This window comes from Caecibacter sp. AF58-12pH5A (genome assembly GCF_027681725.1).
In the GTDB taxonomy this organism is placed as follows: domain Bacteria; phylum Bacillota; class Negativicutes; order Veillonellales; family Megasphaeraceae; genus Megasphaera; species Megasphaera hominis.
In genome coordinates this window covers 34219-59221 of the sequence record NZ_JAQDBC010000011.1, presented here as the reverse complement: position 1 = coordinate 59221, position 25003 = coordinate 34219, and the positions used below count along the sequence as shown (strand labels likewise).

The window sequence follows — 25003 nt, the reverse complement described above, 5'->3', positions numbered from 1 at the left end:
TTCTCGTGAAAAAAATAATGCTCTTGCTCATGGCTTGTGTGCTCTCTCTGGGTCTCGTCGCCTGTGGTGCCAATACGACCGGTGCGAACACGCAAAACAAGGAATCCCAAGAGGTGGCGCAGGCCATCAACCACACAACGGCAAAGTTCTCGTCGTCTACTTCTCCGGTACGGGCAATACGAAACGCGTCGCTACGGATATCGCCAAGGCTACGAATGCCGACGTGCTGGAGCTCCAGCCGGTACAGCCTTACAGCAAGGAAGATTTGGACTATCACAACAAGGAAAGCCGCGTCATGAAGGAAATGGACAACGAAGCCTTGCGCGATATTCCTCTCGTCAAGGATCAGCCAGACAATTGGTCGCAGTACGATACGGTCTTCGTAGGCTATCCTATTTGGCGTCACAATGCGGCCTGGCCGATTGATAACTTCATCAAGCACAATGACTTTACAGGTAAGACAGTCATCCCCTTCGCTACGTCTGTAGATTCGGGCATTGGCGAAAGCGGCAAACTCCTGCAGCAGATGGCAGGTACAGGAAATTGGCTGCCAGGCCACCGTTTTGCTTCAGGAGCATCAGCCAGCGAAGTCCAGGAATGGGTGAAATCACTGGGATTTTAGTGGCCTGTATGCCGTCAGAAGAAAACAACCCCCTGTCCTAGCAAATGAATTCATTTGCTAGGACAGGGGGTTGTTATGGTGTAAAAAAGCAAGTCATCTCGTCAATCTGTAAATGAGGGCATTACAGATGGCTGCGGCAATGGCACTGCCGCCTTTTCTGCCTGTAGCGACGATATAAGGGACGTGACATTTCATGATTGCTTCTTTCGAGGCAATGACGTTGACGAAGCCTACAGGGACACCGATAACCAAATCCGGGTGAATTTTGTCGGCTTCGATGAGTTCTGCCAGGCGCAGGAGGGCTGTCGGGGCGTTGCCAATAGCGATGATGAGCGGTCCTTCTATGTCACAGGCTTTGTCCATACTCGCTGTGGCGCGGGTACTGCCGTTTTTCTTAGCTATAGCGGCGATTTCCGGATCGGCCATGTAGCAGACCTTTTGTCCGCCCAGTTTTTTGAGGCTTACGGCACTAATACCGGTGCAGGCCATGTTCGTATCCGTAAGGATCGTGGCGCCTCGTTTCAAAGCGTCCAGGCCGCGGGCGACGGCGTCGTCGCTAAAGCGCATCGTACGGGCGAACTCAAAATCGGCTGTCGTATGGATGACGCGTTTAATGATATCGCATTTGTCTTCAGGCAACGTAATGTTACCTAATTCTTGGTCTATAATTTCCATGCTCCGTTTTTCAATATCTGCCGGGGCAATGTGTTCAATTTTCACGGGATGCTCCTCTCTGGGCCGCATAGGCTGCGGCTGCGTGTAAGAAACGGGCTGCCTGTTCCGGGTGACCCGTCAGGTTCAGGTGGGGATAGCCCGCAAAGAGTGTCGGCGAAGCCTGAATACAGGGCCACGAACGGGTGCCTGAGGCTTTTCTGGCCGTGCACGACGTGCCATTGGCCGTACTATCAGAATAATGGAATTCATGAGCCCTAAAGGTCGTCCCTGCCGGGCCCAGAAGAGTATCTTCTTCAGCCGTAACGGTAATATAGCCAAAGCGTACGAGGCGCTGCGTCAAGTGAGAGGATCCGGGCAGGGCACCAACCCAGGGATAGGAACCGGTACCATCACTGTAGCTTTCCTGAAGGTACATAAAGCCGCCACATTCGGCGAGACAAGGCAAGCCATCAGCTAAGGCCATACGGATCGATTGGCGCATAGACGCATTGGCCGTCAATGCCGGCGCGTGCAGTTCCGGATAGCCGCCGCCTAAATACAAGGCATCACAATCCGGCAAAGCCGCATCATGAATGGGGCTAAAGGGAATGATCTCGGCGCCGAGTTTACGAAAGAGGTCCAGCTCGGCAGCGTAATAAAAGCAAAAGGCTTCATCTTCGGCAACAGCCAAACGGACAGGCTGGCACTGAGGTACTTTTTCGTCACACCAGTTTAGCGGCGGAGCCCCAGCGGCGAGCTGCAAAAGGCCATCCAGATCGATGCCCTCTTCGGCTGCCTGGGCTAATCGTCCCAGCGTAGCCTGCAGGTCTTCAATTTCTCCGGCCGTAACCAGGCCTAAGTGACGGCTGGCAAAGGTACAGTCGGGCAGCTCCGGCAGATATCCATAGGCCTTGAGGCCCGTTTCTTCTTCGAGGACCTGGCGGTAATACGTATAGACCGAAGGCTTTACGTGGTTCAGGATAAAGCCTTGGAGACCGCTGTTCCTGCGAAAGGTAACGAAGCCCCGCAAAGTGGCAGCCAGGGATAAGGCAGCACCACGGCCATCGACGATGAGTACGGCCGGCGCTGCCAAGGCGGCGCGCACGGCGTACGCACTATTTTCTTCACTCGTGCCGATGCCGTCGTAATAGCCCATGGCTCCTTCAATAATGGTAATATCCGTATCTGCCCCTGCTTCGGCAACGAGACGCCGCGCCACAGCCGCACCGTGCCAGCGTTTCCCTAAGAGAAAGAGATCGATATTCTGAGAGGGAATGCCCAAGACAGCACGGTGAAACAAGGGATCAATATAATCAGGCCCGCACTTGCAGGCAGCGAGCTTCAGGCCCCGCTGACGTAAGGCCTCCATAATCGCACAGACGACAGTCGTCTTGCCACTGCCACTAGAAGGTGCGGCAAAGAGGACGCGGGCAACAGCTGTTTGCTCCATAGAAATCACTCCTTAAGCGAAGCTGTAAGGATAAAAATAGGATTTTCTGCAGTCAGCATATGATATGACCCTACATGACGGCCCCGGGCCGCTGCCAGCTGGACAATATCCAGGTCGTACGCCGTATGTTCGGCATAGTAGGTCACAATGGCACTGACCGTTTCTAAGGCAATGGCCGTGAGTACAACACGGCAGGCTTTATTTTTTGCATAAATGCCATCGAGAATGGCCGGCAATTCGCCCTTCGTACCGCCAATAAAGACGCAGTCCGGTGCAGGCAGCGCCGGAATCGTAGCCGCAGCGTTACCGGCAACGATGGTCATATTAGGCAGATTAAAGCGTTCTTTCTGGGCTGCCAACAGTTCTAAAGCCGTATCCTTTTCTTCTAAGGCATAGACCTGTCCTAACGGGGCCTGCAAGGCCAATTCCACGCTGCACGAGCCCGTGCCGGCGCCGACGTCGTACATAGTGTCGCCCACTTGAGGACGCAGCTTGGCAATCGCCACAGCCCGCACTTCCTGCCGCGTCATCGGCACGTGGGAGCGGACGAATGCCCCATCATCCAAGCCGTGTACAGGCGTATGGATCGTTTCCGCCTGGGGATTGAAAATAAAGAGGGACGACAGCGTCGAAAAGGAGGCGTCTGTCAGTTCACCGGCCTTAGCGCGGACAATGCGTTCATTGTCGTACGAAAGACGTTCGCCTACGGCGACATCCAGATCCCCCAGGCCCTGCGCCGTCAGTTCGGCGCAGACAGAGGCCACGCTATGCTTGCCGCCAGTCAGGCAAAAAACCTTTTTATGCTGCCGTACAGCCGGAATAAGGGGCTGGTTACGGCCGTGGCGGCTGACGATGCAGGCATCTTCCCAAGGAATTTCCAGGGCCGCTGCAAAATAGACGAGGCTGCTAATGCCGGCGTAGCGGTGCACCTCGCAGTCTTCCACATGGGTCAGCGATTTTGCCAGGCTGTAAAAGCCTACGTCACCGGAAACGAGGACGGCCACGACCGTCCCCGGCGCCGCTGCTTCAATAACTGCGCAGATATCTGAAGGCTTCGTCGTTGGCCGCACGTCCTTCCCTTCCATGGGAAAGGCCGAGAGCAGACGGCGGTCACCTAAGAGGATAGTACTTTCAGCCAGGGCTGCCCGGGCAGCGCCTGTGAGGAGATCCGGATTTCCCGGTCCCATGCCGATGAGATTAAGTTTAACCTTGGCCATAGCGTTCCTCCAAAAGCCGCCACACGTCGTCATAGGCCGGCCCTTGTTCGTCGTCCTTACGGGACACAACGAGGAGATGGGCACCGGCTTTTTGAGCGGCAGCCACTTTTTCTTCAAACCCGCCGCGCTGTCCCGACTCCTTGGTTACCACCCAGGCAGCCTCGTAAAAACGGAACATAGCGGCGTTCAGATCAATTGTAAAGGGGCCTTGCATGCAGACGATGCGGCTCCGTTCGTAGCCCAGGCGCAAAGCCTTTTCGAGCGATTCCAGAGCCGGTAAAATGCGCAGGGCAATGCGGCTGGCATAGTCCGGCAAGGTAGCAAAGGTATCGAGATCCTTACTGCCTGTCGTCAGGAAAATAGGGCCTTCTGTCTGGCTGAGAAATTCTACGGCCTCAGCCATGGACGACACGGTAATAGCTGTATCCGTCTCTTCAGAAGGCCGAACGAGTCGGATATAGGGCGTGCCGGCAGCTGCACAGGCAGCGCGAATATTTTCCGTTACAGCCGTTGCGTAGGGATGCGTAGCGTCGATGACCAGCTCAGGCCGGTCAGCCTGCAGACAGGCCGTCATTTCGGCAGCTGTCAGGCGGCGCTGCCAAATTTCCAGGTTCTCGCCGCGCGGTGCCAAATCACTGCCATAGTCGGTTGCCACAGAAAGGCGCAGGCGAATGGGCAGGGACAACGCCGCCTGGGCCAAACAACGGCCTTCACTGGTACCACCGAAGATCCAGACGAGAGGCATCATACGAGACGATACCCCCTGGGCGTCACCATGTGGCCATCGATGACTTCTGTCTGGCTGTTGCCGATAAAGACCGTCGTCAGCATATCGACCTGGCGGCCGGCGAGATCGCCTAAGGTCGTAATTTCTGCCGTACTGCCGTCGCGGCCAATGTTACGTACAAGCCCTGCCGGCGTCGCTGCAGCCCGATACTTACCAATGATTTCGCAGGCCTTTTGCAAATAATCAGCCCGCTTATGGCTGCCCGGATTGTAGAGGACGATGACGAAGTCCGCATCAGCAGCCCGGTCGAGCCGTTTTTCGATAGCTTCCCACGGTGTCAGGAGATCGCTCAGGGAGATGAGGCAGAAATCATGCACCAAAGGGGCCCCTAAGAGGGCAGCGCCTGAGCAGGCCGCCGTAATCCCGGCTACGACTTCAATCTCTACACCACTGCCGGCAGCAACCTGATACATGAGACCGGCCATGCCGTAGACGCCGGCGTCACCGCTGGAAATAAGCGCTACGGTCTTGCCGCCTTTAGCCGTTTCCAGGGCCAAACGGCAGCGGTCTACTTCTTTGGTCATGCCGTTACTGATATATTCCTTACCGGGATACGCCGGCCGCACCAAGTCGATGTAGGTCTGGTAGCCGGCAATGACGTCACTCGCCGAAAGAGCCGCTGCTGCACGGCCTGTCATATCTTCTGCTGCGCCGGGACCAATGCCGACGACATATATTTTTTGTGCCATAAACGTTACTCCATTTTCGTAAATTGGACGCTAAAATCTTCGCGGGCAATGGCCAGCGTCACGCCATCAGCCACGGTCTTATGAAGCAGGAAGGGACCACCGTTACTGCTCAAATAGGCTGCCCGTTCGCAGACGTTATCCGTACCTACTGTGCGCAAGACAAAGTCGGACGACGCAAAGCCCTGGTCACCCAGGCTGTTCAGTTCCTCTGCCGAATAAAAGACCAAGGGCAGGCCGTAATCCTTGGCAAAAGCCAAAAGCCCTTCTTCGTTGGCCTTTACGTCAATGGAGGCCACGCGGGCAATGAGGTGAACAGGCAGCTGCAGGCGCCGCAGTTCACGCAGAACGACGCGGCCAATAGTCTTTTTATAAATGCCCTTGCGGCAGCCAATGCCGATATGGATAATACGCGGCCTGAGGACGACCGTTTCCGTAAAGGGATAACAATCAGGACGCAGCGTGACAGCCAGCCCCAAGGGGCCGGAATCGCGCACCTCCAATCCCTGCGGCAGTGGTCCGACGATGGGGAAATCACTGTAGACGCCGGCCCGTCCCGTTTCCAGCAAGCCTGCCGAAAAGGCCTTGGCTTCGCGCATGGAAGAAATAGCCAGGCCCGACCGGGCAGCCCATTCATCGACGGCAAAGCGATGGTTCACATCTGTCGCCGTTGTGAGCACTGCCTGGCCATGGACGAGATCGGCCAGACGGCGGGCCATATCGTTGGCACCGCCTATATGCCCGGAGAGGATAGGAATGACAAAGTGTCCCTTTTCATCGATGACCACGACTGCCGGGTCCGTTTCTTTACTCTTTACGTACGGCGCAATAGCCCGGACAGCAATGCCGGCAGCACCGACGAAAACCAGGAGCTGTGCCTCTTCAAAGGCTGCGCCGGCGGCTGTACGCAAGTCCGGTGACAATACGCGCAGGCGCCGGTCGATGGTTGCGAATTTCACCGTCGTCAAAGGCTGTACGTCCCAGCCCAAGACCGTAAGCCAGGCGGCAATGGTCAGGCTGAGCGTCGTCCCGCGACGGGTAAAAGAAAACAGTACCGCTTTCATTTTATCAACTTCTTTCGTAAAACCTTACTTCGCGTCTTTCCCCTGCCGGTAGCCGTGCGTAAAGGCTGGGTCATAGAAGCGGCTCCGTTCATAAGCGCCGTCGAGGAAATGACCGACTAAGATGAGGGCCGTACGGCTGATGCCGTTCGCTGCTGCCGTCTGGGCCAGCGTATCTACCGTGCAGTAGCAGACCTTTTCATCAGGCCACGAAGCTTTATAGACAATGGCTGCCGGCGTAGCGGCAGCATAGCCGCCACGCTGCAGTTCTGTTTCCAGTTTTTCCAAAAGGCCGGCGCTGAGGAAGATGACCATCGTCGCACCATGGGCGGCGTAGTCGGCAATCTTCTGGTGCTCCGGCACACCGGTCCGTCCTTCCATACGGGTAATGATGACCGACTGGCTGATACCGGGCAGGGTATATTCCTTCTGCACCGCTGCAGCAGCGGCGCAAAAGGAGCTCACACCGGGCACACACGCATAGGCAATGCCTGCCTTATCGAGTTCATCCATCTGCTCCCGGATGGCGCCGTAAATGCTCGGATCGCCGGTATGGAGGCGTACGGTCATGGCGCCCTTGGCTTCGTATTCTTCCATGGCCGCAATGACCTCTTCAAGAGTCATAGAAGCACTGTCAAGAATACGGCACCCCGCTTTCGCGTACTGCAACAGGTCCGGGTTCACGAGAGAACCGGCGTAAATAATCTGATCTGCCGTTTCCAGCAAGGTCTTACCGCGGACTGTAATGAGGTCCGCCGCGCCAGGACCGGCGCCTACAAAGTGTATCATATGCTCTGCCGCATCAGGCGTACTGTCTGAGCGGCGCCTCCTCTCTTATTTCGACTTGCCTGTCAAAATGACTGAAAAATAGGCACTATCCTTCATATCTGTCAATTTCCCGGCCCATTCGCCGGCCATGCCGCAGCGCGACACGACAGACGCACCTTCCAAAAGGCCTTTTTCTGCCAGCGTTTCCTTCAATGCTTCTGTATGACGCGGCACCTTCATGATGACCTTATTGGCCGGCACGTCGAGCAGCTCCGGCAGATCCGGACGGCTTGCCGGGAAAATGAGCAAGGCGTCGTCCTTTTCACACAGGGACTGGCCCAATCTGGCGGCGACGGCACAAAAGCTCGTTACACCGGCGACGATTTCCGTCGCATAGCCTAAGGCGGCGATCTTTTCTTCGACGTACATGCACGACGCATAAATCGTCGGGCAGCCTAAGGTAATGAGGGCTACGTCGCGGCCGCTGTCGAGGATCGCCGCCAGTGTCTTGGCTGCCTCTTCGTGGGCTGCCGCCAGGACTGCTGCGTCGCGGGTCATGGGAAAATCGAGGGCCACCGTTTCTTTAGCGTCAAGGTCGAGGCCAGGCTGCAAGCTGGCAGCTGCCCGCAAAATACCGTCGGCAGTCTTACGGCCGGCCTGGTCCTGCGGCACGGCCAGGACAGGGCACTGGCACAAGTAGCGCCAGGCTTTGAAGGTAATCAGTTCCGGATCGCCCGGGCCGAGTCCCAGGCAATAGAGGGTTCCTTTCGTCATATCATATCTCCTTTTGGGCCGCTATGAGCTCCGGCACGTGGCTCGTTTCCCCTAATACGCCGTATGTATTGGAAAAGAGAATGGCGCCACAGCGCAGTTCCCGATGGACCCGTTGTTCCATATAGTATTCGATGCGCTCCGTCGCCGCCTGCATAACCGGCTCTAAGACCTGTGCCTCCTTCAGGATGGCAATGGCTTCGTCTGTCGTGCGGCTCGCATAAATGCGTTTGGCCGTTTCTACAGACGCACCGGCAAAGACGGCCTGGAGGGCCATAAATTCCGTACGCCCGTCGGCGTAGCGCGAATGTGTGTTCATAATACCTAAGGCGAGCTTGATCAGCTTGCCTGCGTGACCGATGAGGAGAACGTCCGTAAAACCGCAGTATACGGCGTAATCCAGCATGTCGCCGACGTAGTTGCTGCAGGTCACGCGGCGTTCTACATCGAGGTGCAGCGTGTCGCGGCCAAAATCGACGCCGTAGTTGCCGAAGAAGGCCAGAAGATGCGTGTCTCCGTTAGCGCGGCGGGCTTTCATTTCCGTCTTGATCGTGTCGACCAGGGCCTTTTCACTCATAGGATCGACGATGCCCGACGTACCGAGAATCGAAAGTCCCCCTTCGATGCCCAGGCGCGGGTTGAAGGTCTTAGCCGCTAAGACGTCGCCGCCGGGAATGGAAATGGTAACCTTCAATCCCCCTGTATAGCCACTGGCAGCGGCTTCACTCTCTGCAGCTGCGCGGATCATGCGCTGCGGCACAGGGTTGATGGCCGGGCCGCCTTTGGCACACGCCAGGCCGTCCTTGGTAACCGTACCGACGCCGGGACCGGCAGCGAGCTCCCAGCCGGAGGCTGTCTTTTCCACCGTCGCATAAATACGCACGCCATCGGTAATATCCGGGTCGTCGCCTGAATCCTTACGGATGGCACAGGTTGCCGCGTTAGCCGTCACGTGTACGTCCTCCGGCTCCAGGTCCAGGACCAGGCCCCGTGGCGTCGTCAGCTGTACGACCGGTACCCCTACCCGGCCTAAGAGCATGCGCGCTGCCGCTTTGGTCGCCGCTGCGGCACAGCTCCCTGTCGTATAGCCCTGACGGAGCTTCTTTCCTTGTACAACTTCATATGATTCCATATTTTCTTTCCTTTGATAATGACTATTTGTATTACTTTTCTATTATACCATGGATTTCTCCCGTCCTCCACCTAGGGCAGGCACGGTCAAAAAGGGCCGCGCCGGCGATTGGCTATCGCTTAGGCGCGGTCTGCGGATAACAGGCAAGAAAAGACCGTCCTGATGATGTCGTGACGATTTCACTGGTTACGCCAAAGACGCGCTGCATCAGTTCTGGCGTAATGACCTCTGCCGTGCTGCCGGCAGCGGCAATGCGCCCCTCGGCGAGGACGGCCGTCGTCTGGCCCCACGTGTAGGCCTGGTTGAGATCGTGGAGGACGATGACAATGGTCAGACCCCGCCGGTCATGCCATTCCTGCAGCAGCTCGAGCAGCATAAACTGATGACGGATATCGAGGTACGTCGTCGGTTCGTCGAGAACCATGATTTCCGGTTCCTGTGCCAGGGCCGTGGCCAGCCAGGCCCGCTGCTGTTCTCCGCCGGAAAGGGATTTCACTTCCCGCTGGGCATATGGGGTAAGACTCGTCGCAAACAGAGCCTGGTCGATTTTTTCCCGGTCCTCTGCCCCCAGGCCGCGAGGAAAATGGCGGTAGGGAAAGCGGCCACAGCGCACGAGATCATATACCGTAAGATCGGCCGGCAGCGTATGCTGCTGCGTGACGAGGGCTATCTTTTGGGCTAATTCCTTGCGGCCATACGCAGCCAGTGGCTGGCCCGCCAGGGTCACACTTCCCTGGCCAGGCTTCGTCAGGCCGCACAAGGTATGCAAGAGCGTACTTTTACCGCTGCCGTTCGGTCCGATGAGAGTCAGGAAATCGCCCTTTGCCACGCGCAAGGACACGTCGTGAAGAATTTCCTTGCCCCCTAACGAGACGCACAGGTGGGATGCCGTCAAGATGGCTTCACTCATGACAAATCCCTCCTTAAGAGATAAAGGAAAAAGGGCACGCCCAAGAGGGCCATGATAATCCCCGTCGGAATTTCAATGGGAGCAAAGATGACGCGGCCAAAGGTATCGCACAGGGTCACGACGGCCATGCCGAGCAGTGCCGAACCTGGCAGGAGAAAGAAATGGTCACTGCCGCCGAGCAGGCGCACTGTGTGCGGTACGATGAGGCCTACAAAGCCTAAGAGCCCGGCTACGCTGACGGCACTGGCCGCCAGGAGCGCCGCTGTCCCCGTGAGAAGGCAGCGCGCCACTTCGACAGGCAGGCCCAGACTGCGGGCCGTGTCGTCACCGAGGAGAAGAATATTGAGGCTTCCGGCACCGGCTAAGGCGAGAAGCAGGCCGGCCAGCGTATACGGCACGATAAGGCTCACGTCGTGCCAGCTGCAGGCACTGAAGCCGCCGGCCAGCCAGAGGAGAGCACCGTGGACGCGGTCGCTATAGAAAATGAGGAGGCCCGAAATAATGGCTCCCAAAAAGGTACTGACGGCAACGCCGGCCAAGATGATACGCAAGGGCTGAATGCCGTGCTTCCATGATAAGATATAAATGAGAACGGCCGCACCAATGGCACCGGCAAAGGCAGCTGGCGGCAAGAGAAACGTATAGGCCGGCAGGACGATGAGCAAAATAATCCCGGCCAGCCCGGCGCCGGAGGAAATGCCGATAATGTGCGGATCGGCCAAGGGATTGCGCATAACCGCCTGCAGGATAGCCCCTGACAGGGCCAGGTTCAGTCCTGTCAGGGCACAGGTCAGGGCCCGGGGCAGGCGCAGGTTCCAAATGATCTGGCTCGTCACATCCGTACCGGGCTCTATGAGACGCATGACGACATCGTGGGCACTGATATACGTCGCTCCTTCTGTAAGGGACACGATGAGGCTCACGGCAGTCAGCACGGCAAAGACGACGAGGAGGCCCAGGCGGCGGCCTTTACGGCTCCTCATAGGCTAAGCCCGGGAAACGCTTTTTTCGCCATGTACGCCGCAGCGTCCGGATAATGGACGCCCGGACTGAGGAGGAAAAGGTTTTCCGGCAGGATATAAACCCGTCCCGTTTGCACGGCCTTCAGGTTAGACCAGGCCGGGTTGGCTGCCAGGTCTTCCTGCAGACGGGCTTCGATCTGGTCGGCCTTGCCCATAGACGTGACGAAGAGAATGTCCGGATTTTGGGCCGTAAGGAATTCGAGGCTCAGCGGTACCGTTTCCATATCCGCGCCGGTCTGTTCCGTTACTTCTGCGGCAATATTAGGCAAGCCCAGGGTGTCTGCCGTACTGCCGGCAATGCTGTGCGGCAGCTCCAGGGTGACGCTCTTAGCCGTAGCGTGCAGAATCGCAATGCGCGGCTTTTCTGCCGGCAAGGCCCCTTTGATCTGCGTCAGCCTCTGCTCCATCGACTGCAGTGCGTCCCGGGCCTCTGCCTGATGGCCGTATACGGTGCCCAAGAGGTCCAGCGTATGGCGTACTTCGTCGTAGGTCTTCGTCTTCAAGGCCAAGACAGGAATACCGTTTTGTTCCAGCACGGGCACGAGCTTGCTCTGCTGGGTTGCGCTGACGAGGACCAGATCCGGCTGGACTGCCAGGACCTTTTCCATATTGACGCTATAGACAGGTCCCATTTCCGGAACGTCTTCATAGCCCTTGGGGACAGACGCGTCAGCTGCGCGGACAGACGAGCGGCCCATGAGATCGCCCTGTACGGCTGCCGTCAGCTCTACGAGGGAAGTCGATAAGGCGACGACGCGCTGGGGCGCTGCCGGAACGGTTACGGTCCGGCCCAACGCATCGGTTACCTGTCGTCCTGACGCTGCCGCTTTATCCTGAGGGCCACAGCCGGCGCAAAGACATACGAGCAGTACCGTCAGGACCATACAAAGTAGTTTTCGTCCCATCCTATTCCATCCTTCCTTTAGAACGTATACGTTGCCCCTACAAGCCAGGCCCGTCCTGCTGCCGGATATTCGTGGTACAGGTCATAGGCGTCGTTCGTGAAGTTCGTCGCCCTGACGTAGAGGGTGCAATCTTTATTGAGATCATAGCTTACGGTGCCGTCCCAGACGACGTAAGAGCTGCCGAGGTAATACGTGTCATTCCGTCCTGTCCCGGCCGTGAGGGAGACGTTGCCATGCCAGCGGCCACCGGTATAGTCGAGAGACGAGAAATAGCCATTCGGCCGGTTGTACGTAGCATCAAAAGCCAGGCCGTCGCCCGTATCCACGTCGATATGGGTGTACGAATAGCCGGCGTTCCAGCGCCAGTGTTCGTTGATGGTCCGCGTCAGGGACAGCTCCAGGCCCCGTTTCTTTTCTTCATCGAGGTTTTCCGCTTCGTGCGGCGTAACGGCCCGGTTCCAGCGGATGACGTCGTGCAAATGGCTGCGGAAGACATGGAGATCAAAGACCGTCTTAGGCGTCAGGGCGTACTGGATGCCCAGGTTCTGGGTATAGCCCGTTTCCGGTTCCAGGTCACGATTGCCTGCCGTAGAGCCCGTGAAATAGAACTGGTCGTTGAGGCGGGGCGGGGCGAAGACGCGGGCCATAGAGGCGTAGACCTTGACCTTGTCATTGGCCTGATAATCAACGGCCAGGCGCGGCGTGTAATGCGTACCGTACGTACTGTTATCGTCGACGCGCAGGCCCGGCGTAAGAGTCCACTTGCCAATATTCCACACGTCTTCTACATAGCCTGCCAGATTGTGGCGTTTTTCGTCGAAATAATTGGCTTCTTTATTGGTGCCGGCATCTTCCGTCCAGGCAGCGCCGGCCGTGAGGCGGTGTGCGCCTATTTGCCGCGTGTTCTGCCCTTCCAAGCCCTGCGTACGCGTAAAGTAATGGTTCGTCCACCACGTACGGGAATAGTTGTTGAAATAGCGGATATAACCAGGTGTCGCCGTATCCTCCCGGAAATGCCAGGTCAGGCTGTAGTCGTTGTAGAGGCGGTCCACAACCTTGTTGCGCAGGAGCTGGAAGCGGTCGTCCTTTTTATCGAAGGTCGAACTGTGGCCGTCGCTGGTCTTGTGAAAGACCTGGAGCGTCAGGGAGTTGGCCTCGTTCAGCTTCTGGTCCAGCCGCAGGGACAAGGACTTGTTATTATAATCGCCGCGGCTTTCATCGCTGTCGTAGGCCTGTGGAAATTTATAATAGGACCGCTTGTCTATATTGCCCGTGACGAACCAGCTCGTCTTGCCGCTTTGGCCGCTGTTACTGAGGCTGTAGCCGTGGGTCCCCCACGAACCGGTGTTGACGTCGAGAGTCGTCTGTGGCGTCGTACTCCCCTTTTTGGTAATGATATTGATGACGCCACCGACGGCACCGCTGCCATAGGCCACAGAGCCACTGCCACGGGTTACTTCGATCCGTTCAATAGCCCCTACACCCGGCAGGGACGTGAGATCGACAGAGCCCCGGCCGTAGGCAGAGCCCTGGGCGTTAGCCAGGGACTGGCCGTCGACGAGGACCAGGACCCGGTCGTCGCCGTTGAGCTTGACGTACGCCGATGTGCCCGGTACCATTTCGTTAATACTGACGCCGTTCACGCGGCGCAAGGCGTCGGTCACATTCGTCGCATGCTGTGCGGCTATTTCCTGTGCTGTAATCACCTGGGTTTCCGGACGGACAACAGGGGCCGGCGAAGCAGCTGCAGCCTTAGGCGGAGCTGCCTCTTTTACAGGCGCCGCCTGCCGGACTGTAACGTAAAACGTATCGCTGTCGGCATCGCTGACGACGCGCGTCGTATCGGCTGACACGGGCAAGGTACCTGCCAAGGCGAGCAAAATAGAAAGTGTGCGGATAGATCGTTGTGACACCATAATATATAGTATATCCCCTTTTGTTGTAGATTAGAACTGCAAATTAATTTGCCGCCGTGAGGCGACAGCGTCACCGGCTTCATCCGTTGCCGGCGCGTATTGCAAGGTATAGGCATACTCCTGCGCAGCCTGGGCAACATCGCTGCGGCCGCTCGAATTGCTGATAATGTCTGCCGACGTTACGGAACCGGCGGCGCTGATTACGATAGAAAGACTCACCTGGCCGTGAATGCCCTGGCGGGCTGCTGCGGGGACGTTAAAATCTCCCGACGCAAGGAGACGGGCTTTTTGTGCCGGTCTGGGCGCCCTATTTCCGGAGCCTGCCCCATCGCCGCTGCCACTGTCGCCACCTGTACCGCTGCCATTTCCCTGGCCGGCTGAGGCAGTACTGCCTGCTGCACTACTGCTACCGGAAGCCGTGCCGGCGCCGGCAGCCTGAACGTTCTTAGCCTGCTCCCTTTGTGCATCAGCCTGAGCCGCCTTATCCGTGTACGTTTCTGTAATAGGTGGTGCTCCGGAGGGGATGGCAATAGCCGGGCTGCCACCGCCCTGGGGCGACGTAGAAAGGGAGTTTTCATCGTAGACCATGACCTCTGTATAAGACGGTTTATGAGGCATGTGGACATACGTAAAGAGGCCACAGGCACTGAGGACCACAAAAATCGTTGCGTGGACAGCAACCGTTACCGTCAAGGCCAGCCGTTTGTCCTTGCGGGCCGTCATTGTCCCTGCTCCCCGCCGGCAGCCAGACCAAAGCGCGTGATGCCGGCGTTCTTTAAGTGATCCATGAGGACCATGACCTGGCCATAATCCAGGCTTTGGTCGGCCCGGATGACGACGACGAAATTCGGGTTCGCCTCTTTTTCAGCCTGTACCGCTGCCAGCAGGTCTGCTTCTTTCATGGCCCGGTCGTCGAGCGAGAGGCTGCCATCCTTTTGCAGGGTAATGACGCTCGACACGCGGGCCTGCTGCTCGGCGTGGACGGCCTGGGGCAGCTGGACGGGCATGGTCTTTACGTGGACCATGTAGAGCGTGCTGATCATAAAGAAGACGAGGAGAAAAAACATGATATCGATCATAGGGATGATCATAACGGCCGGTTCCCTAAAGGAGCGGCGATCCCGTAATCTCATGATTTCCGCCCCACTTCCCAGGCACTAAAGCACGTTTCCATATCGGTAATGATCCGTTCCAGGCGTTGCGTAAAATAGGCATGAACCGCCAGAGCCAGGACAGCCACACAAAGGCCAAAGGCCGTGGCAATGAGGGCTTCGCCAACACCGCCGGTAATGGCCACAGCCTGGCCGGATTCGATATTGAAGATACTAAAGGAACGGATCATGCCGCTGATGGTGCCCAAGAGGCCCAAAAGGGGTGCCATCGTGACGATGACGCTGAGAAAATATAAGTGCTGCCGGAAACGGGCAATGGCAATACCGGACTCCATTTCCATATAGGCTGCCGGCTTTACACCGGCCTTGCCGCTGAGGACAGCCTGTAAGATCGCCGCTAAGGCACCGTGACCCTGGGCAATACAGGCTGTGGCCTGACCGGCATCACCCTGACGCAGGACGCAGCTGCAGCGCTCGGCAAAGTCGCTGCCCGCATCCATGCGGCGGAAATAGAGGCCCCGTTCGACAGCAAAATAGACGACTACAAGCGAACAAAGGAGCAAGACGTACATGACGACGCCGCCCTGTTGAAACATGAGAATTCCCTGATAAATACCTTCCACAATATGACTCCCTTATAAAGAATACGGACGTGACACAAGGCGAGGCAGACTGCATTCTGTCAGCCTGCCCCATACTCTTCTATTATCTCCTATTTCGTACTTTCCAGCGCTGCTACAGCTTCATTAGCCCGTTCGACGAAGAGCTGCCGTACTGCCGTGTTTTCACCGAGGCCGTGGATATACGGCGAAACGGTAAAACCATGCTGTTCGAGAATGCTCTTATGGGAAGCGGCGCCGGCACCGGCCATGTCATTGTTAGCGTGGTCACCGGCGACCATCATCATGGGCATGAGGATGACGTGCTTGATACCGGCTTTCTTCAGCTGCGGAATCACCGTATCGAGGTGCGGCCAGCCTTCGACGGAATAGACATAGACCTGGCCGTAGCCAGCCGTTTTCAAGCGGTCCTGGAGGACGGAATAATAGGCATTTGCCGGATGAGGCGTACCGTGGGCCATGACCAAAATGGCGTCGTGTTTGCCGAGCTTAGGAAATTGGCTGGCAAAGGCCGTCACGAATTCACTTAGGTCATCACGCTGGTCTTCCTGGCCCATCCAATATAAGAGCGGCGTCGCCAGGGTCATCTTTTTGAAAGCGTGCTTATAGCTATTGAATATGGCCTTGTCGTAGTCATATTCCACGCCGGGAATGACATCCAGCGACGCAATAGCCACGCGCGTATAGCCTTCGGCCTTGAGCTGTTCCAGAGCTTTTTCCGGCGTCGGAATGGTAAGGCCTTCATGAGCTTTGATGCGGTCGACGATAATATGCGACGTAAAGGCGACGACGACCTTCGTCTGCGGATGAGCTGCCTGAATAGCTTTGACCGTTTCATCAATCGTGGCCTGACGGCTCTTGGTATAAGTCGTACCAAAGCTCAGGACTAAGATGGCATCCTTATTTTCCAGGCTTTGCAGGTCCGGGGTATTGTAGGTCAGGACACCTAAGGACGTAGCTTCCTTGAGGGCCGGCGTCACGTCCTTTACCTCTGGACTTAAGGTGTACGCAGCGTGGACGCTGTTGTCCAACCAGAATGGAGCTACAGCCAGGCAGGCTAGGGCTAAGGCAGCTACTACAGGTTGTTTCTTGTGCATCGCAATCTCTCCTTTTCTACCGGCACCTGGGCAATAAAAAAACCGCGCTGGAATCTCCGCGCGGTTCGTCAGGTTTCCTTTACAGGCTAACACAAAAAATCTCCTCCCCATCGCTCGCAGGTCATACCGGTGATCACAATCAGGCAGTTCTTCTGGCTTGGCTTCATGGCTCTACTGCGCCTTCCCATGTAGCTACGGCTACACAGTGACGTTTCCTGCAGTATCACTCGTCCTTACAGCGGCGGGACCGCGCCGGCTTATACCGGCTTTTCTATTGAGTCTTACGACACCTGATTTACTATATACATTTACATTTAAAACTATACCACAGGGCACATAGTGCGTCAAACCTAATATAAGGAATTCGAATACTGCTATAGGCTTTTCGCCGGGCCCGGCAAGACAAAAAACACGTCCTCCTGCAAGCGAAGGCCTGCACGGAGGACGTGACGTAGAGATTGCCTTATTCAGCTTTATTCTCTGCTCTTTTTTCTTTTATTCTGACAGCCATCTTGTAGATGAAAGCACAGAGTACGAGATAGGCGACGATGCCTAAGTACGTAGCGGCCGGTGTGGCTTCCCAGGCTTTCATAAACCAGTCGATACCGGCAATGTGCAGGACGGCACTGATGAGACTGCCAATAGCGCCGCCGGCGACGAAGCCGGACGCAACGGTGCTGCCTTCACTGAGGCGCAGCTCGTTAATGGCGTCGTCCTTGCTGCTGTGCGATACGAGATAGGAAACGATACCACCGACGAGAACCGGCGTATTAATTCCCATAGGCAGGTAGGCGCCGAGGGCAAAGGCCAAAGGCGGAATCTTGATCATCCAGAGGATGACCGCAAAGAAGGCACCGGCCATGTAAAGCGGCCACGGTGCTTCGCCGCCACCCATCATGGGCTGTACGATCGCCGCCATGGCGTTGGCCTGCGGTGCCTGGAGGGCACCTTCGCCTGTAAAGCCATAGGCGTTGTTGAGCAGGATAATGACGCCAACAGACACAAAGGACGCCAGGACGATGGATACGAGCTGCCACTGCTGCATTTTCCGCGGTGTCGCACCGGTCAGGTAGGCAACCTTCTGTTCCGACATAAAGTTACCCGCAACGGACAAGGTCGAGCACAGGAAGGCAGCCATCATGAGGATGGCAACGATGCCGCTGTCGCCGCTCATGCCGACGCTGGCCATGATGACGGCCGAGACGATGATCATGAAGATGGTCATACCGGAAACCGGTTCATTCCCTGTAAAGGCAATGGAGCTGATGCCGACAACAGAAAGCATGAAGGCGAAAATGAGGACAATGACGAAGGCCAGAAGGGTCTGAGTCAGGTTTTCTGAGCACGTAAGGTGGAAGAAAACCGTAAAGAGGACTACCATGAGGAACGTACCGATAACGAGGTAGTTCATGGGAATATCCTGCTGCGTCCGCAAAAGCGTTTCCTGGCCGGCCGCACGGGACGAGAACATATCCGTTGCCGCTTTTTTGACGACGCCGCCGACGACCTTGCTCATAGAAAGGAGGCCGATGACGCCGGCCATAGCCAGCATGCCAATGCCGATATGGCGCACGTACTGGTTGAAGACGGCCGTTACAGGGGCGTTGGCCAGGAGGACCTGCTGGTCCTTGATGACCATCAGGTGGTCGCCGCCGAGGTAATAGACGACGGGAATGCAGACGACCCAGGCAAAGAAAGAGCCGGCAGCGATGATGCAGGCATAGCGCAGACCCGTAAAATAGCCAATCCCCAAGAGCGCCGCGTCGTTATCGAGGCTGAAGACGAGCTTATGCTTGTCGGCCAGGGCTGTGCCCCACTGGAAGGTCGTCGTCGTAATGACTTCTTTCCACCAGCCCAGGGAATTGAGGACGAAATCGTAGCACATGGCGATAAAGCCGCTGAGAACCATGAGCTTAGCCGCACCGCCTTCATTGCAGGCCAACACCTGCGCCGCAGCCCGGCCGGATGGGAAGGGATAGGCCTTGTCCATTTCTTCGACAAAATAGCGGCGGAACATAGTCGCCAGGAAGACGCCGAGGATACTGCCTAAGACGATCGGCGTGACCATTTCCCAGTAGGAAACGCCGTAAATATGCAAGATGAAGAGGGCCGGCAGGATAAACATCGTACCGCCCAGAATGTTCGTACCGGCACTGGCAATGGCCTGGATATGAACCGTTTCAGGAAAAGCGTTTTTGCGCTTAAAAAGAACGGCCATGCCCATTGCCAAGACCGATACAGGCGCAAAGGCGTCGACGGTCTGGCCGATTTTCAAGCTCAGGTAGCCGACGGCCAAGGCGAAGAGGGCAGCAAAAAACATACCCCAGCCTACGACGTAGGCGTTGATTTCCTGATACTCTTTATAAGGCGACATGGGCGGATTGTACTCTTCCGCCGGTCGCGTTTCGTGCTCTGACATGCAAACAACCTCCAGTAGTTATATTTCAGCAGGACGCCCGGCATGAGGAACGGCCTGCAGTCCGCTTATTTCAAGTTTTCCGGATTCAGGCCCTGAAGTTCAGGCAGGACAAAGATACCGTCTTTGCGGACGAGTACGTCGTCGAGCCAGATTTCACCGCCGCCGCAATCGGCACCTTGGCGGCAAATGAGATCCCAATGAATAGCGGAACGGTTGCCGTTAAAAGCATCGTCATAGGCATTGCCGGCTGTAAAGTGGAAGCTGCCTTTGATTTTTTCGTCAAAGAGCGTATCCTTCATAGGGAAGGTTACGTACGGGTTCATACCAAAGGAAAATTCGCCAATATAGCGGGCCCCTTCATCCGTATCGAGGATGGCGTTGAGCTTGGTCGTGTCGTTCGCTTCGGCTTTGATGATCTTGCCATCTTTAAATTCAAAGTGAATGTTTTCAAAGGTCGTACCGTTCTGCAGGCTCGGCGTGTTGTACGTCAAATAGCCGTTGACGGAATCCTTCACCGGCGCGGTGTACACTTCCCCATCGGGAATGTTCATGCGGCCTGAGCACGTTACAGCCGGGATACCTTTGATGGAGAACGTGAGGTCCGTACCGGGCCCTACGATATGTACCTTATCTGTACGGTTCATGAGGTCGACGAGCGGTTTCATAGCTGCTTCCATCTTGCCGTAATCAAGGTTGCACACGTTGAAGTAGAAATCTTCAAAGGCTTCGAGGCTCATGTTGGCCAGCTGGGCCATAGACTGGTTCGGATAGCGGAGTACACACCATTTCGTCTTGGGCAGACGGATCTTCATGTGTACAGGGTTGTTGAAATAGGTCTGGTAGAGGCTCATCTTGTCGTCCGGTACGTCCGCCAGTTCGGCCGTATTACTATAGGCGCGGACGGCAATATACGCATCTACATCGCTCATGCGGGCAGCTTCCCACTTAGCCATATAGTCAAACGATTCCTGCGTAGCCCCCTGATAAAGAGCCCGTTCAAGCTGCATATTCTTGAAGCTGATGAAAGGCAGGCCACCGGCTTTATACGCTTCCTCTACAAGCGCTTTCGCCAAAGGCAGTCCTTCATCGAAGACTTCGATGAGCAGCTTTTCTCCTTTTTGCAGATGAACCGAATAGGTGATTAAGTTTTTTGCAAGAGTATGAATTCTTGGATCCATTGTACAAACGCCTCCTATAAAAAAGTAGTAACTTCTATACGTTATATAAGAAATTCAATACTTTCTCTGGCCAGCCCTACCCCTTTGTCCCCTTCTGCATGTTCCCGGCACGCAAAAAAGACACGACGGCTGCGCCTGGCGGCGTCTTCCCCCGAATTACATCACCTCCATAGCTGAATTCCTGCCATACACGAACGAAAAGGAACAGTTTCCTACTGTATGAGCTTGGCAAAACAAAACAATACGGTGTTTTGCGCAAAAAAATAAAAGCCCTGGCAATGATAGATTTTTCTAGTCCGCAATGGTCTCATGCAACCATGCTATCACTGAAATGAATGAGCGTCAAATCTAGAAGGACGTTTAACGTTTTACTTTATTTTAACGATGAATTTAAGTAATATAAAGTTATGACGTCACAAGCAACACGTTTGATTAATTCTATTAACTAATTTTTCTATAACGCAAAAAAGATTTCCGACCCAAAGGGATCAGAAATCTTTTTATGCTTTTCGAAACGGTATACCGTCCCGCTGTATGATGCGTTCTAGTTATTAGAATGCGTTGTGGCTGTATTCATAATAGAGGTCGTTCAGGACATCCATCTTTTCGCTCATGATGATCATGAGATCCGATGCTGTGTCGTAATCTCCAGCAGCCAGGGCTTTTTTGATCTTCGTGAAGATGGACAGACTCTTTTCTGTGTCACGGCCCAATTCGGTACGCAAGGAGTTGATGACAGTCCAGCGTTCTACTTCGAGGGGGTTCGTGTCAGCTTCTGTATGGAGCGGTTTGCATTCGATGACTGTGTGCAGGTTTTCCGGAATGATGCGGTACTGCAATTCCAGTGCCCAACGTTTCAGTGCGCCAGCCTTGAAGGAGTCTACGAAACGTTTTTCGAAGGCGCCGCAAGCCAGTTCTGCCACTTTTTCCGGGTATTCATCGAGAGCCTTGAAGTTTTCCCAAACGGTCTTCGGAGCTTTGCCGAACATGGCATCCCGTTCTTCTGCTGTAAAGGCTTCGAAGACGTCGACTTCACTGCGATAGGCCCGGTCTTTTTCGAGGTAATCTGCAGGTTCGCCCGGTTTCTTGGACAATTCTGCGCACAGAGCATCCGGTGTCTTGCCGCTGGACAAGGCATAACGGATACCGTCGAGAGCTGCCATATAGACCAGGGAAATGGCAATATACGTATTGGTGAAGGCATTGGGAGCACGCAGTTCGAAACGCGTAGCAGCCGGTTTCTTCGTATTGCGGATGAGGCCGATGAGGACGGAGCGGTTACGTGTCTGTACGTCCGGTGTATCACCGCCCAGTGCCGTAACGATGCAAACAGGAGCTTCAAAGCCCAGTTTCAAGCGGTTCAGGGCATCATTGGTAGAAGAAACAAACGGGTTGATGACTTCGTAGTGTTTCAGGATACCCATGATAGCGCCGTAGCCGAGGCTCGAGAGGAAATCCTTCTTCATGTCGTCCGGGTTGTAGAGGTTGACGAATTTGCCATTTTTCATGATGGCACCGATGCCGATATGCGTGTGTTCACCACTGCCGGCAACGCCATGAATCGGTTTAGCCTGGAAGGTAACTTCGAGGCCGTTTTCACGGAATACTTCGCGGACGATGACGCGGGCGAGGATTTCGTTATCAGCCGTCTGGACAGGATCGCCTGTGTATTTCCAGTCGATTTCCAGCTGTTCGAGAACGTAAATGAGGTTACCGGAATCATCGATCTGGGCTTTGATACCGCCAACTTCTTTGTGGCCCATTTCCGGTTCAAGACCGTACTGACGGAGGCGTTCTACGGACTGTTCCAAAGCCGTACGAACGACGCCGTGTGTACGCTGCCAGTACTGTTCCTGAAGCTTCTGGGAAACGGACAGGCGGCGCGTTGCTACGTCCTGGCTCGGGCTCTTAACCCAGAATTCCAATTCCGTAGCCGTCGTGAAGACGATCTTTTCAATGTCATCTGTATTGATGGTCAGGCCGTTGACGCCATATTTTTTAACGATCTGGATCAGTTCGTCGTTTACATAATTCAGTGTATTGCGCAGGATGGAACGGGAATCGATATAGCCCGTAGCATGGCGCAGGAAGCTCGGAATACGCAGGGTACCGGTCGGTTTGCCTGTGTGTTCGTCAATGTTGTCGTAGTTATAGTCAATGAACCAGTTTACGCCCGGATCGGCTTTGATATCTACGCGGGCATTGGACAGCGTCGCAATGCCAGGCAGTACAACAGAGGAACCGTCGGTCTGGAAAGCTGTAGCGTTGAAGAAGTCATCATAATCTTCAAAGAATGTCGAGATAGGAATCTTTTCATCTGTGTCATTCCCAGCCAGGTCGACACCTACGAGGGAAACGAATTTGATTTCCGGATGCTGTTCGAGAAGAGCCAAAACGCCTTCTTTGCCATACTGACCTGCAGGAATAACATAAACTAAATCTTCTTTTACCATACCTGATTTCCTCCTTAATTGAAAAAAAAGACTTCTCACCCCTGCTAAACAGAGGTGCGAAGTCTTCTTTGACTTTGTTTGGTGCATGACTTATTTTGTTTTGTAAATCATGGTACAATATTACAATCAATCAGTGGATTTGTCAATAGATATTTATGATAAACACACTATTTGCCTTGTAAGATTTCCTTGACGGTCTGCGAAACGAGCTTGCCGTCTGCCTTGCCCTTTACCTGTGGCATGACCAGTTTCATTACATCGCCCAGTTTAAGGCTTGCTACGTCCTGGCCGCTAATGGCATTACGGACAATCTGTGCAACTTCTTCAGGTGTAAGCTGTTTCGGCATGTACTTTTCCAGTACGGCGATTTCAGCCTGCGTCTGTTCGATGAGGTCGCTACGGCCGGCTTTTTCAAATTCAGCCAGCGATTCTTTACGCTGTTTCATTTCTTTCGCAATGACCACACCAACGCCGGCGTCGTCGAGGACGCATTTCCCGTCGATTTCCGTATTACGGATGGAACTCCGTACCATACGGATGACAGAAAGCTGTGTCTTACCGGCTTCTTTGGCCTTCATTGCTTCTTTCATGTCTTGAAGCAGTTGGTCTTTCAGAGACATTGTATCACCCTTCTTACGTTTGACGATTATGCTCTATACTTCCGTTTCCGTGCTGCTTCAGATTTCTTCTTTCTACGTACGCTCGGTTTTTCGTAATGTTCGCGCTTCCGAACTTCGGAAAGAACACCTGCTTTTTGGCAAGAACGCTTGAAGCGGCGCAGTGCGCTGTCCAAAGATTCATTTTTACCAACTTTGATTTCTGCCATTCTCTATCCCTCCCTCCAAAATGTATGTTAGGGAGTGCTTTACTGCACACATTGAAATTATACCCAAAAAGAGCATTTTTGTCAATCTGTTAATGCAGGTATAATGACAAGTCATAGCTGGTACAGCCCCGTAAAAGAGCCATTCCTTCCCTATTATAAGCCTGCTTCCTGACGCAGGACGTCGGCTTTATCCGTCTTTTCCCAAGGCAGATCGACGTCTGTACGGCCGAAGTGGCCATAGGCAGCAGTCTGGCGATAAATCGGGCGCTGCAGGTCGAGCATTTCAATGATGCCGGCCGGACGCAGGTCGAAGTGTTTGTTGATCAATTTGGTAATGACATCGTTTTCCACTTTGCCAGTGCCAAAGGTTTCTACGTGAATGGAAACCGGGCGGGCTACGCCGATGGCATAAGCGAGCTGGATTTCTACTTTGTCAGCCAGGCCGGCAGCGACGATGTTTTTCGCTACGTAACGGGCTGCATAGGCTGCCGAACGGTCAACCTTTGTGGGATCCTTACCGGAGAAGCAGCCGCCGCCATGACGGGCCATGCCACCGTACGTATCGACGATGATCTTGCGGCCTGTCAGGCCCGAGTCGCCCTGCGGGCCGCCGATAACGAAACGGCCTGTCGGGTTGATGTAGAGCTTCGTCTTTTCATCGAAGAGGCCTTCCGGCAGAATCGGTTTAATGACGTGTTCGAGGAGATCCTTTTCGATCTGTTCCCGTGTTACTTCCGGGCTGTGCTGTGCCGAAATGACAATCGTATCGATGCGGACCGGTTTGCCATCTTCGTATTCTACGGTTACCTGCGTCTTGCCATCGGGACGAAGGTACGGCAGTGTGCCGTCTTTACGTACCTGTGCCAGGCGGCGTGCCAGGCGGTGTGCCAAGGAAATAGGCAACGGCATGTATTCCGGTGTTTCGTTCGAAGCATAGCCAAACATCATGCCCTGGTCACCGGCACCGATCGTATCGAATTTATCCTTTTCCCCTTCTTTAGCTTCCAGTGCTTCGTCTACGCCCATGGCAATATCGGAAGACTGTTCGTCCAGGGAGACAAGGATGCCGCACGTATCGCAGTCAAAACCATACTTTGCGCGGGTGTAGCCAATGTCGCGGATCGTTTCGCGGACGATGTGCGGAATATCGACGTAGCAGGTCGTAGAAATTTCCCCTACGACATGTACCATGCCGGTCGTAACGAGGGTTTCGCACGCTACGCGGGCGTTTTTGTCTTTAGCCAGAATTGCGTCGAGAATGCTGTCGGAAATCTGGTCGGCCATCTTGTCGGGATGACCTTCGGTAACGGATTCAGATGTAAAGAATTCGCGGTCTTTAGCCATTTGGTGGTTCCTCCTTTAAGTACTCTATATGCTGTCAGTGTTCATGTAGTTCC

Annotated in this window: 24 protein-coding genes and 1 riboswitch; of the genes, 1 reads left to right on the top strand and 23 read right to left on the bottom strand. The window is 55.1% G+C overall.

Translation table 11 applies throughout. From position 1 onward, the window contains the following. Positions 1 to 34: 34 nt before the first annotated feature. Positions 35 to 622, top strand: a complete 588-nt coding sequence (locus tag PGX44_RS06905; RefSeq protein WP_498854780.1) for a flavodoxin — start codon at positions 35 to 37, stop codon at positions 620 to 622. A 93-nt stretch (positions 623 to 715) separates the two neighbouring features. Here PGX44_RS06905 and PGX44_RS06900 read toward each other — a convergent pair whose 3' ends face one another. From PGX44_RS06900 to metK, 23 genes are all read right to left on the bottom strand, one after another. Further along, positions 716 to 1342 (bottom strand): precorrin-8X methylmutase, encoded by a 627-nt coding sequence (locus PGX44_RS06900; RefSeq protein WP_498854779.1) that lies wholly within the window; start codon positions 1340 to 1342, stop codon positions 716 to 718. Further along, positions 1332 to 2726, bottom strand: coding sequence for a cobyrinic acid a,c-diamide synthase CobB (locus tag PGX44_RS06895; RefSeq protein ID WP_498854778.1), 1395 nt, complete (start codon positions 2724 to 2726; stop codon positions 1332 to 1334). The genes PGX44_RS06900 and PGX44_RS06895 overlap by 11 nt, the downstream gene beginning before the upstream one ends. A 5-nt stretch (positions 2727 to 2731) precedes the next feature. Next, positions 2732 to 3943, bottom strand: coding sequence for a precorrin-6y C5,15-methyltransferase (decarboxylating) subunit CbiE (cbiE, locus tag PGX44_RS06890; RefSeq protein WP_498854777.1), 1212 nt, complete (start codon positions 3941 to 3943; stop codon positions 2732 to 2734). Further along, positions 3930 to 4691 (bottom strand): precorrin-6A reductase, encoded by a 762-nt coding sequence (gene cobK / locus PGX44_RS06885; RefSeq protein WP_498854776.1) that lies wholly within the window; start codon positions 4689 to 4691, stop codon positions 3930 to 3932. Before cobK ends, cbiE begins: the two co-directional genes overlap by 14 nt. Continuing rightward, complete coding sequence (gene cobJ / locus PGX44_RS06880) at positions 4688 to 5419, bottom strand: precorrin-3B C(17)-methyltransferase (RefSeq protein ID WP_498854775.1); 732 nt, start codon at positions 5417 to 5419, stop codon at positions 4688 to 4690. Before cobJ ends, cobK begins: the two co-directional genes overlap by 4 nt. Before the next feature lie 5 nt (positions 5420 to 5424). Further along, positions 5425 to 6480: a cobalt-precorrin 5A hydrolase gene (locus PGX44_RS06875; RefSeq protein WP_498854774.1), complete on the bottom strand. Its 1056-nt coding sequence runs from the start codon at positions 6478 to 6480 to the stop codon at positions 5425 to 5427. 24 nt (positions 6481 to 6504) lie between these two features. Then, positions 6505 to 7266: a precorrin-4 C(11)-methyltransferase gene (gene cobM / locus PGX44_RS06870; protein WP_498854773.1), complete on the bottom strand. Its 762-nt coding sequence runs from the start codon at positions 7264 to 7266 to the stop codon at positions 6505 to 6507. Positions 7267 to 7311: 45 nt separating this feature from the next. Next, entirely contained in the window at positions 7312 to 8019 is a 708-nt protein-coding gene (gene cobI, locus PGX44_RS06865; RefSeq protein WP_498854772.1) for a precorrin-2 C(20)-methyltransferase, read from the bottom strand. A gap of 1 nt (position 8020) precedes the next feature. Further along, complete coding sequence (cbiD, locus tag PGX44_RS06860) at positions 8021 to 9148, bottom strand: cobalt-precorrin-5B (C(1))-methyltransferase CbiD (RefSeq protein WP_498854771.1); 1128 nt, start codon at positions 9146 to 9148, stop codon at positions 8021 to 8023. A gap of 112 nt (positions 9149 to 9260) precedes the next feature. Further along, positions 9261 to 10058, bottom strand: coding sequence for an ABC transporter ATP-binding protein (locus PGX44_RS06855; RefSeq protein ID WP_498854770.1), 798 nt, complete (start codon positions 10056 to 10058; stop codon positions 9261 to 9263). Further along, the gene (locus tag PGX44_RS06850) at positions 10055 to 11041 is read right to left on the bottom strand and encodes a FecCD family ABC transporter permease (RefSeq protein ID WP_498854769.1); all 987 of its coding nucleotides are present in this window, start codon (positions 11039 to 11041) and stop codon (positions 10055 to 10057) included. Before PGX44_RS06850 ends, PGX44_RS06855 begins: the two co-directional genes overlap by 4 nt. Then, positions 11038 to 11985: an ABC transporter substrate-binding protein gene (locus PGX44_RS06845; RefSeq protein ID WP_498854768.1), complete on the bottom strand. Its 948-nt coding sequence runs from the start codon at positions 11983 to 11985 to the stop codon at positions 11038 to 11040. The genes PGX44_RS06850 and PGX44_RS06845 overlap by 4 nt, the downstream gene beginning before the upstream one ends. Positions 11986 to 12002: 17 nt before the next feature. Then, positions 12003 to 13901: a TonB-dependent receptor plug domain-containing protein gene (locus PGX44_RS06840; RefSeq protein WP_498854767.1), complete on the bottom strand. Its 1899-nt coding sequence runs from the start codon at positions 13899 to 13901 to the stop codon at positions 12003 to 12005. A gap of 30 nt (positions 13902 to 13931) precedes the next feature. Further along, complete coding sequence (locus PGX44_RS06835; protein WP_498854766.1) at positions 13932 to 14624, bottom strand: TonB family protein; 693 nt, start codon at positions 14622 to 14624, stop codon at positions 13932 to 13934. Then, positions 14621 to 15034, bottom strand: coding sequence for an ExbD/TolR family protein (locus PGX44_RS06830; RefSeq protein ID WP_498854765.1), 414 nt, complete (start codon positions 15032 to 15034; stop codon positions 14621 to 14623). The genes PGX44_RS06835 and PGX44_RS06830 overlap by 4 nt, the downstream gene beginning before the upstream one ends. After that, positions 15031 to 15636: a MotA/TolQ/ExbB proton channel family protein gene (locus PGX44_RS06825; RefSeq protein ID WP_498854764.1), complete on the bottom strand. Its 606-nt coding sequence runs from the start codon at positions 15634 to 15636 to the stop codon at positions 15031 to 15033. The genes PGX44_RS06830 and PGX44_RS06825 overlap by 4 nt, the downstream gene beginning before the upstream one ends. Before the next feature lie 89 nt (positions 15637 to 15725). Continuing rightward, the gene (locus PGX44_RS06820; RefSeq protein ID WP_498854763.1) at positions 15726 to 16730 is read right to left on the bottom strand and encodes a sirohydrochlorin cobaltochelatase; all 1005 of its coding nucleotides are present in this window, start codon (positions 16728 to 16730) and stop codon (positions 15726 to 15728) included. Positions 16731 to 16855: 125 nt separating this feature from the next. Continuing rightward, positions 16856 to 17039, bottom strand: a riboswitch (cobalamin riboswitch). A gap of 154 nt (positions 17040 to 17193) precedes the next feature. Continuing rightward, the gene (locus tag PGX44_RS06815; RefSeq protein ID WP_498854762.1) at positions 17194 to 19149 is read right to left on the bottom strand and encodes an OPT family oligopeptide transporter; all 1956 of its coding nucleotides are present in this window, start codon (positions 19147 to 19149) and stop codon (positions 17194 to 17196) included. Positions 19150 to 19214: 65 nt separating this feature from the next. Next, positions 19215 to 20327: an aminopeptidase gene (locus PGX44_RS06810; protein ID WP_498854761.1), complete on the bottom strand. Its 1113-nt coding sequence runs from the start codon at positions 20325 to 20327 to the stop codon at positions 19215 to 19217. A gap of 551 nt (positions 20328 to 20878) precedes the next feature. After that, on the bottom strand, positions 20879 to 22780 hold the full coding sequence (locus PGX44_RS06805) for a type I glutamate--ammonia ligase (protein WP_498854760.1): 1902 nt from the start codon (positions 22778 to 22780) through the stop codon (positions 20879 to 20881). 167 nt (positions 22781 to 22947) lie between these two features. After that, a complete protein-coding gene (locus PGX44_RS06800) occupies positions 22948 to 23400 on the bottom strand; it encodes a GatB/YqeY domain-containing protein (protein ID WP_498854759.1) in 453 nt (150 codons plus the stop codon). A gap of 26 nt (positions 23401 to 23426) precedes the next feature. Beyond that, positions 23427 to 23606: a 30S ribosomal protein S21 gene (gene rpsU, locus PGX44_RS06795; RefSeq protein WP_059077465.1), complete on the bottom strand. Its 180-nt coding sequence runs from the start codon at positions 23604 to 23606 to the stop codon at positions 23427 to 23429. A 153-nt stretch (positions 23607 to 23759) separates the two neighbouring features. Further along, on the bottom strand, positions 23760 to 24950 hold the full coding sequence (gene metK / locus PGX44_RS06790; RefSeq protein ID WP_289001199.1) for a methionine adenosyltransferase: 1191 nt from the start codon (positions 24948 to 24950) through the stop codon (positions 23760 to 23762). Positions 24951 to 25003 lie beyond the last annotated feature (53 nt).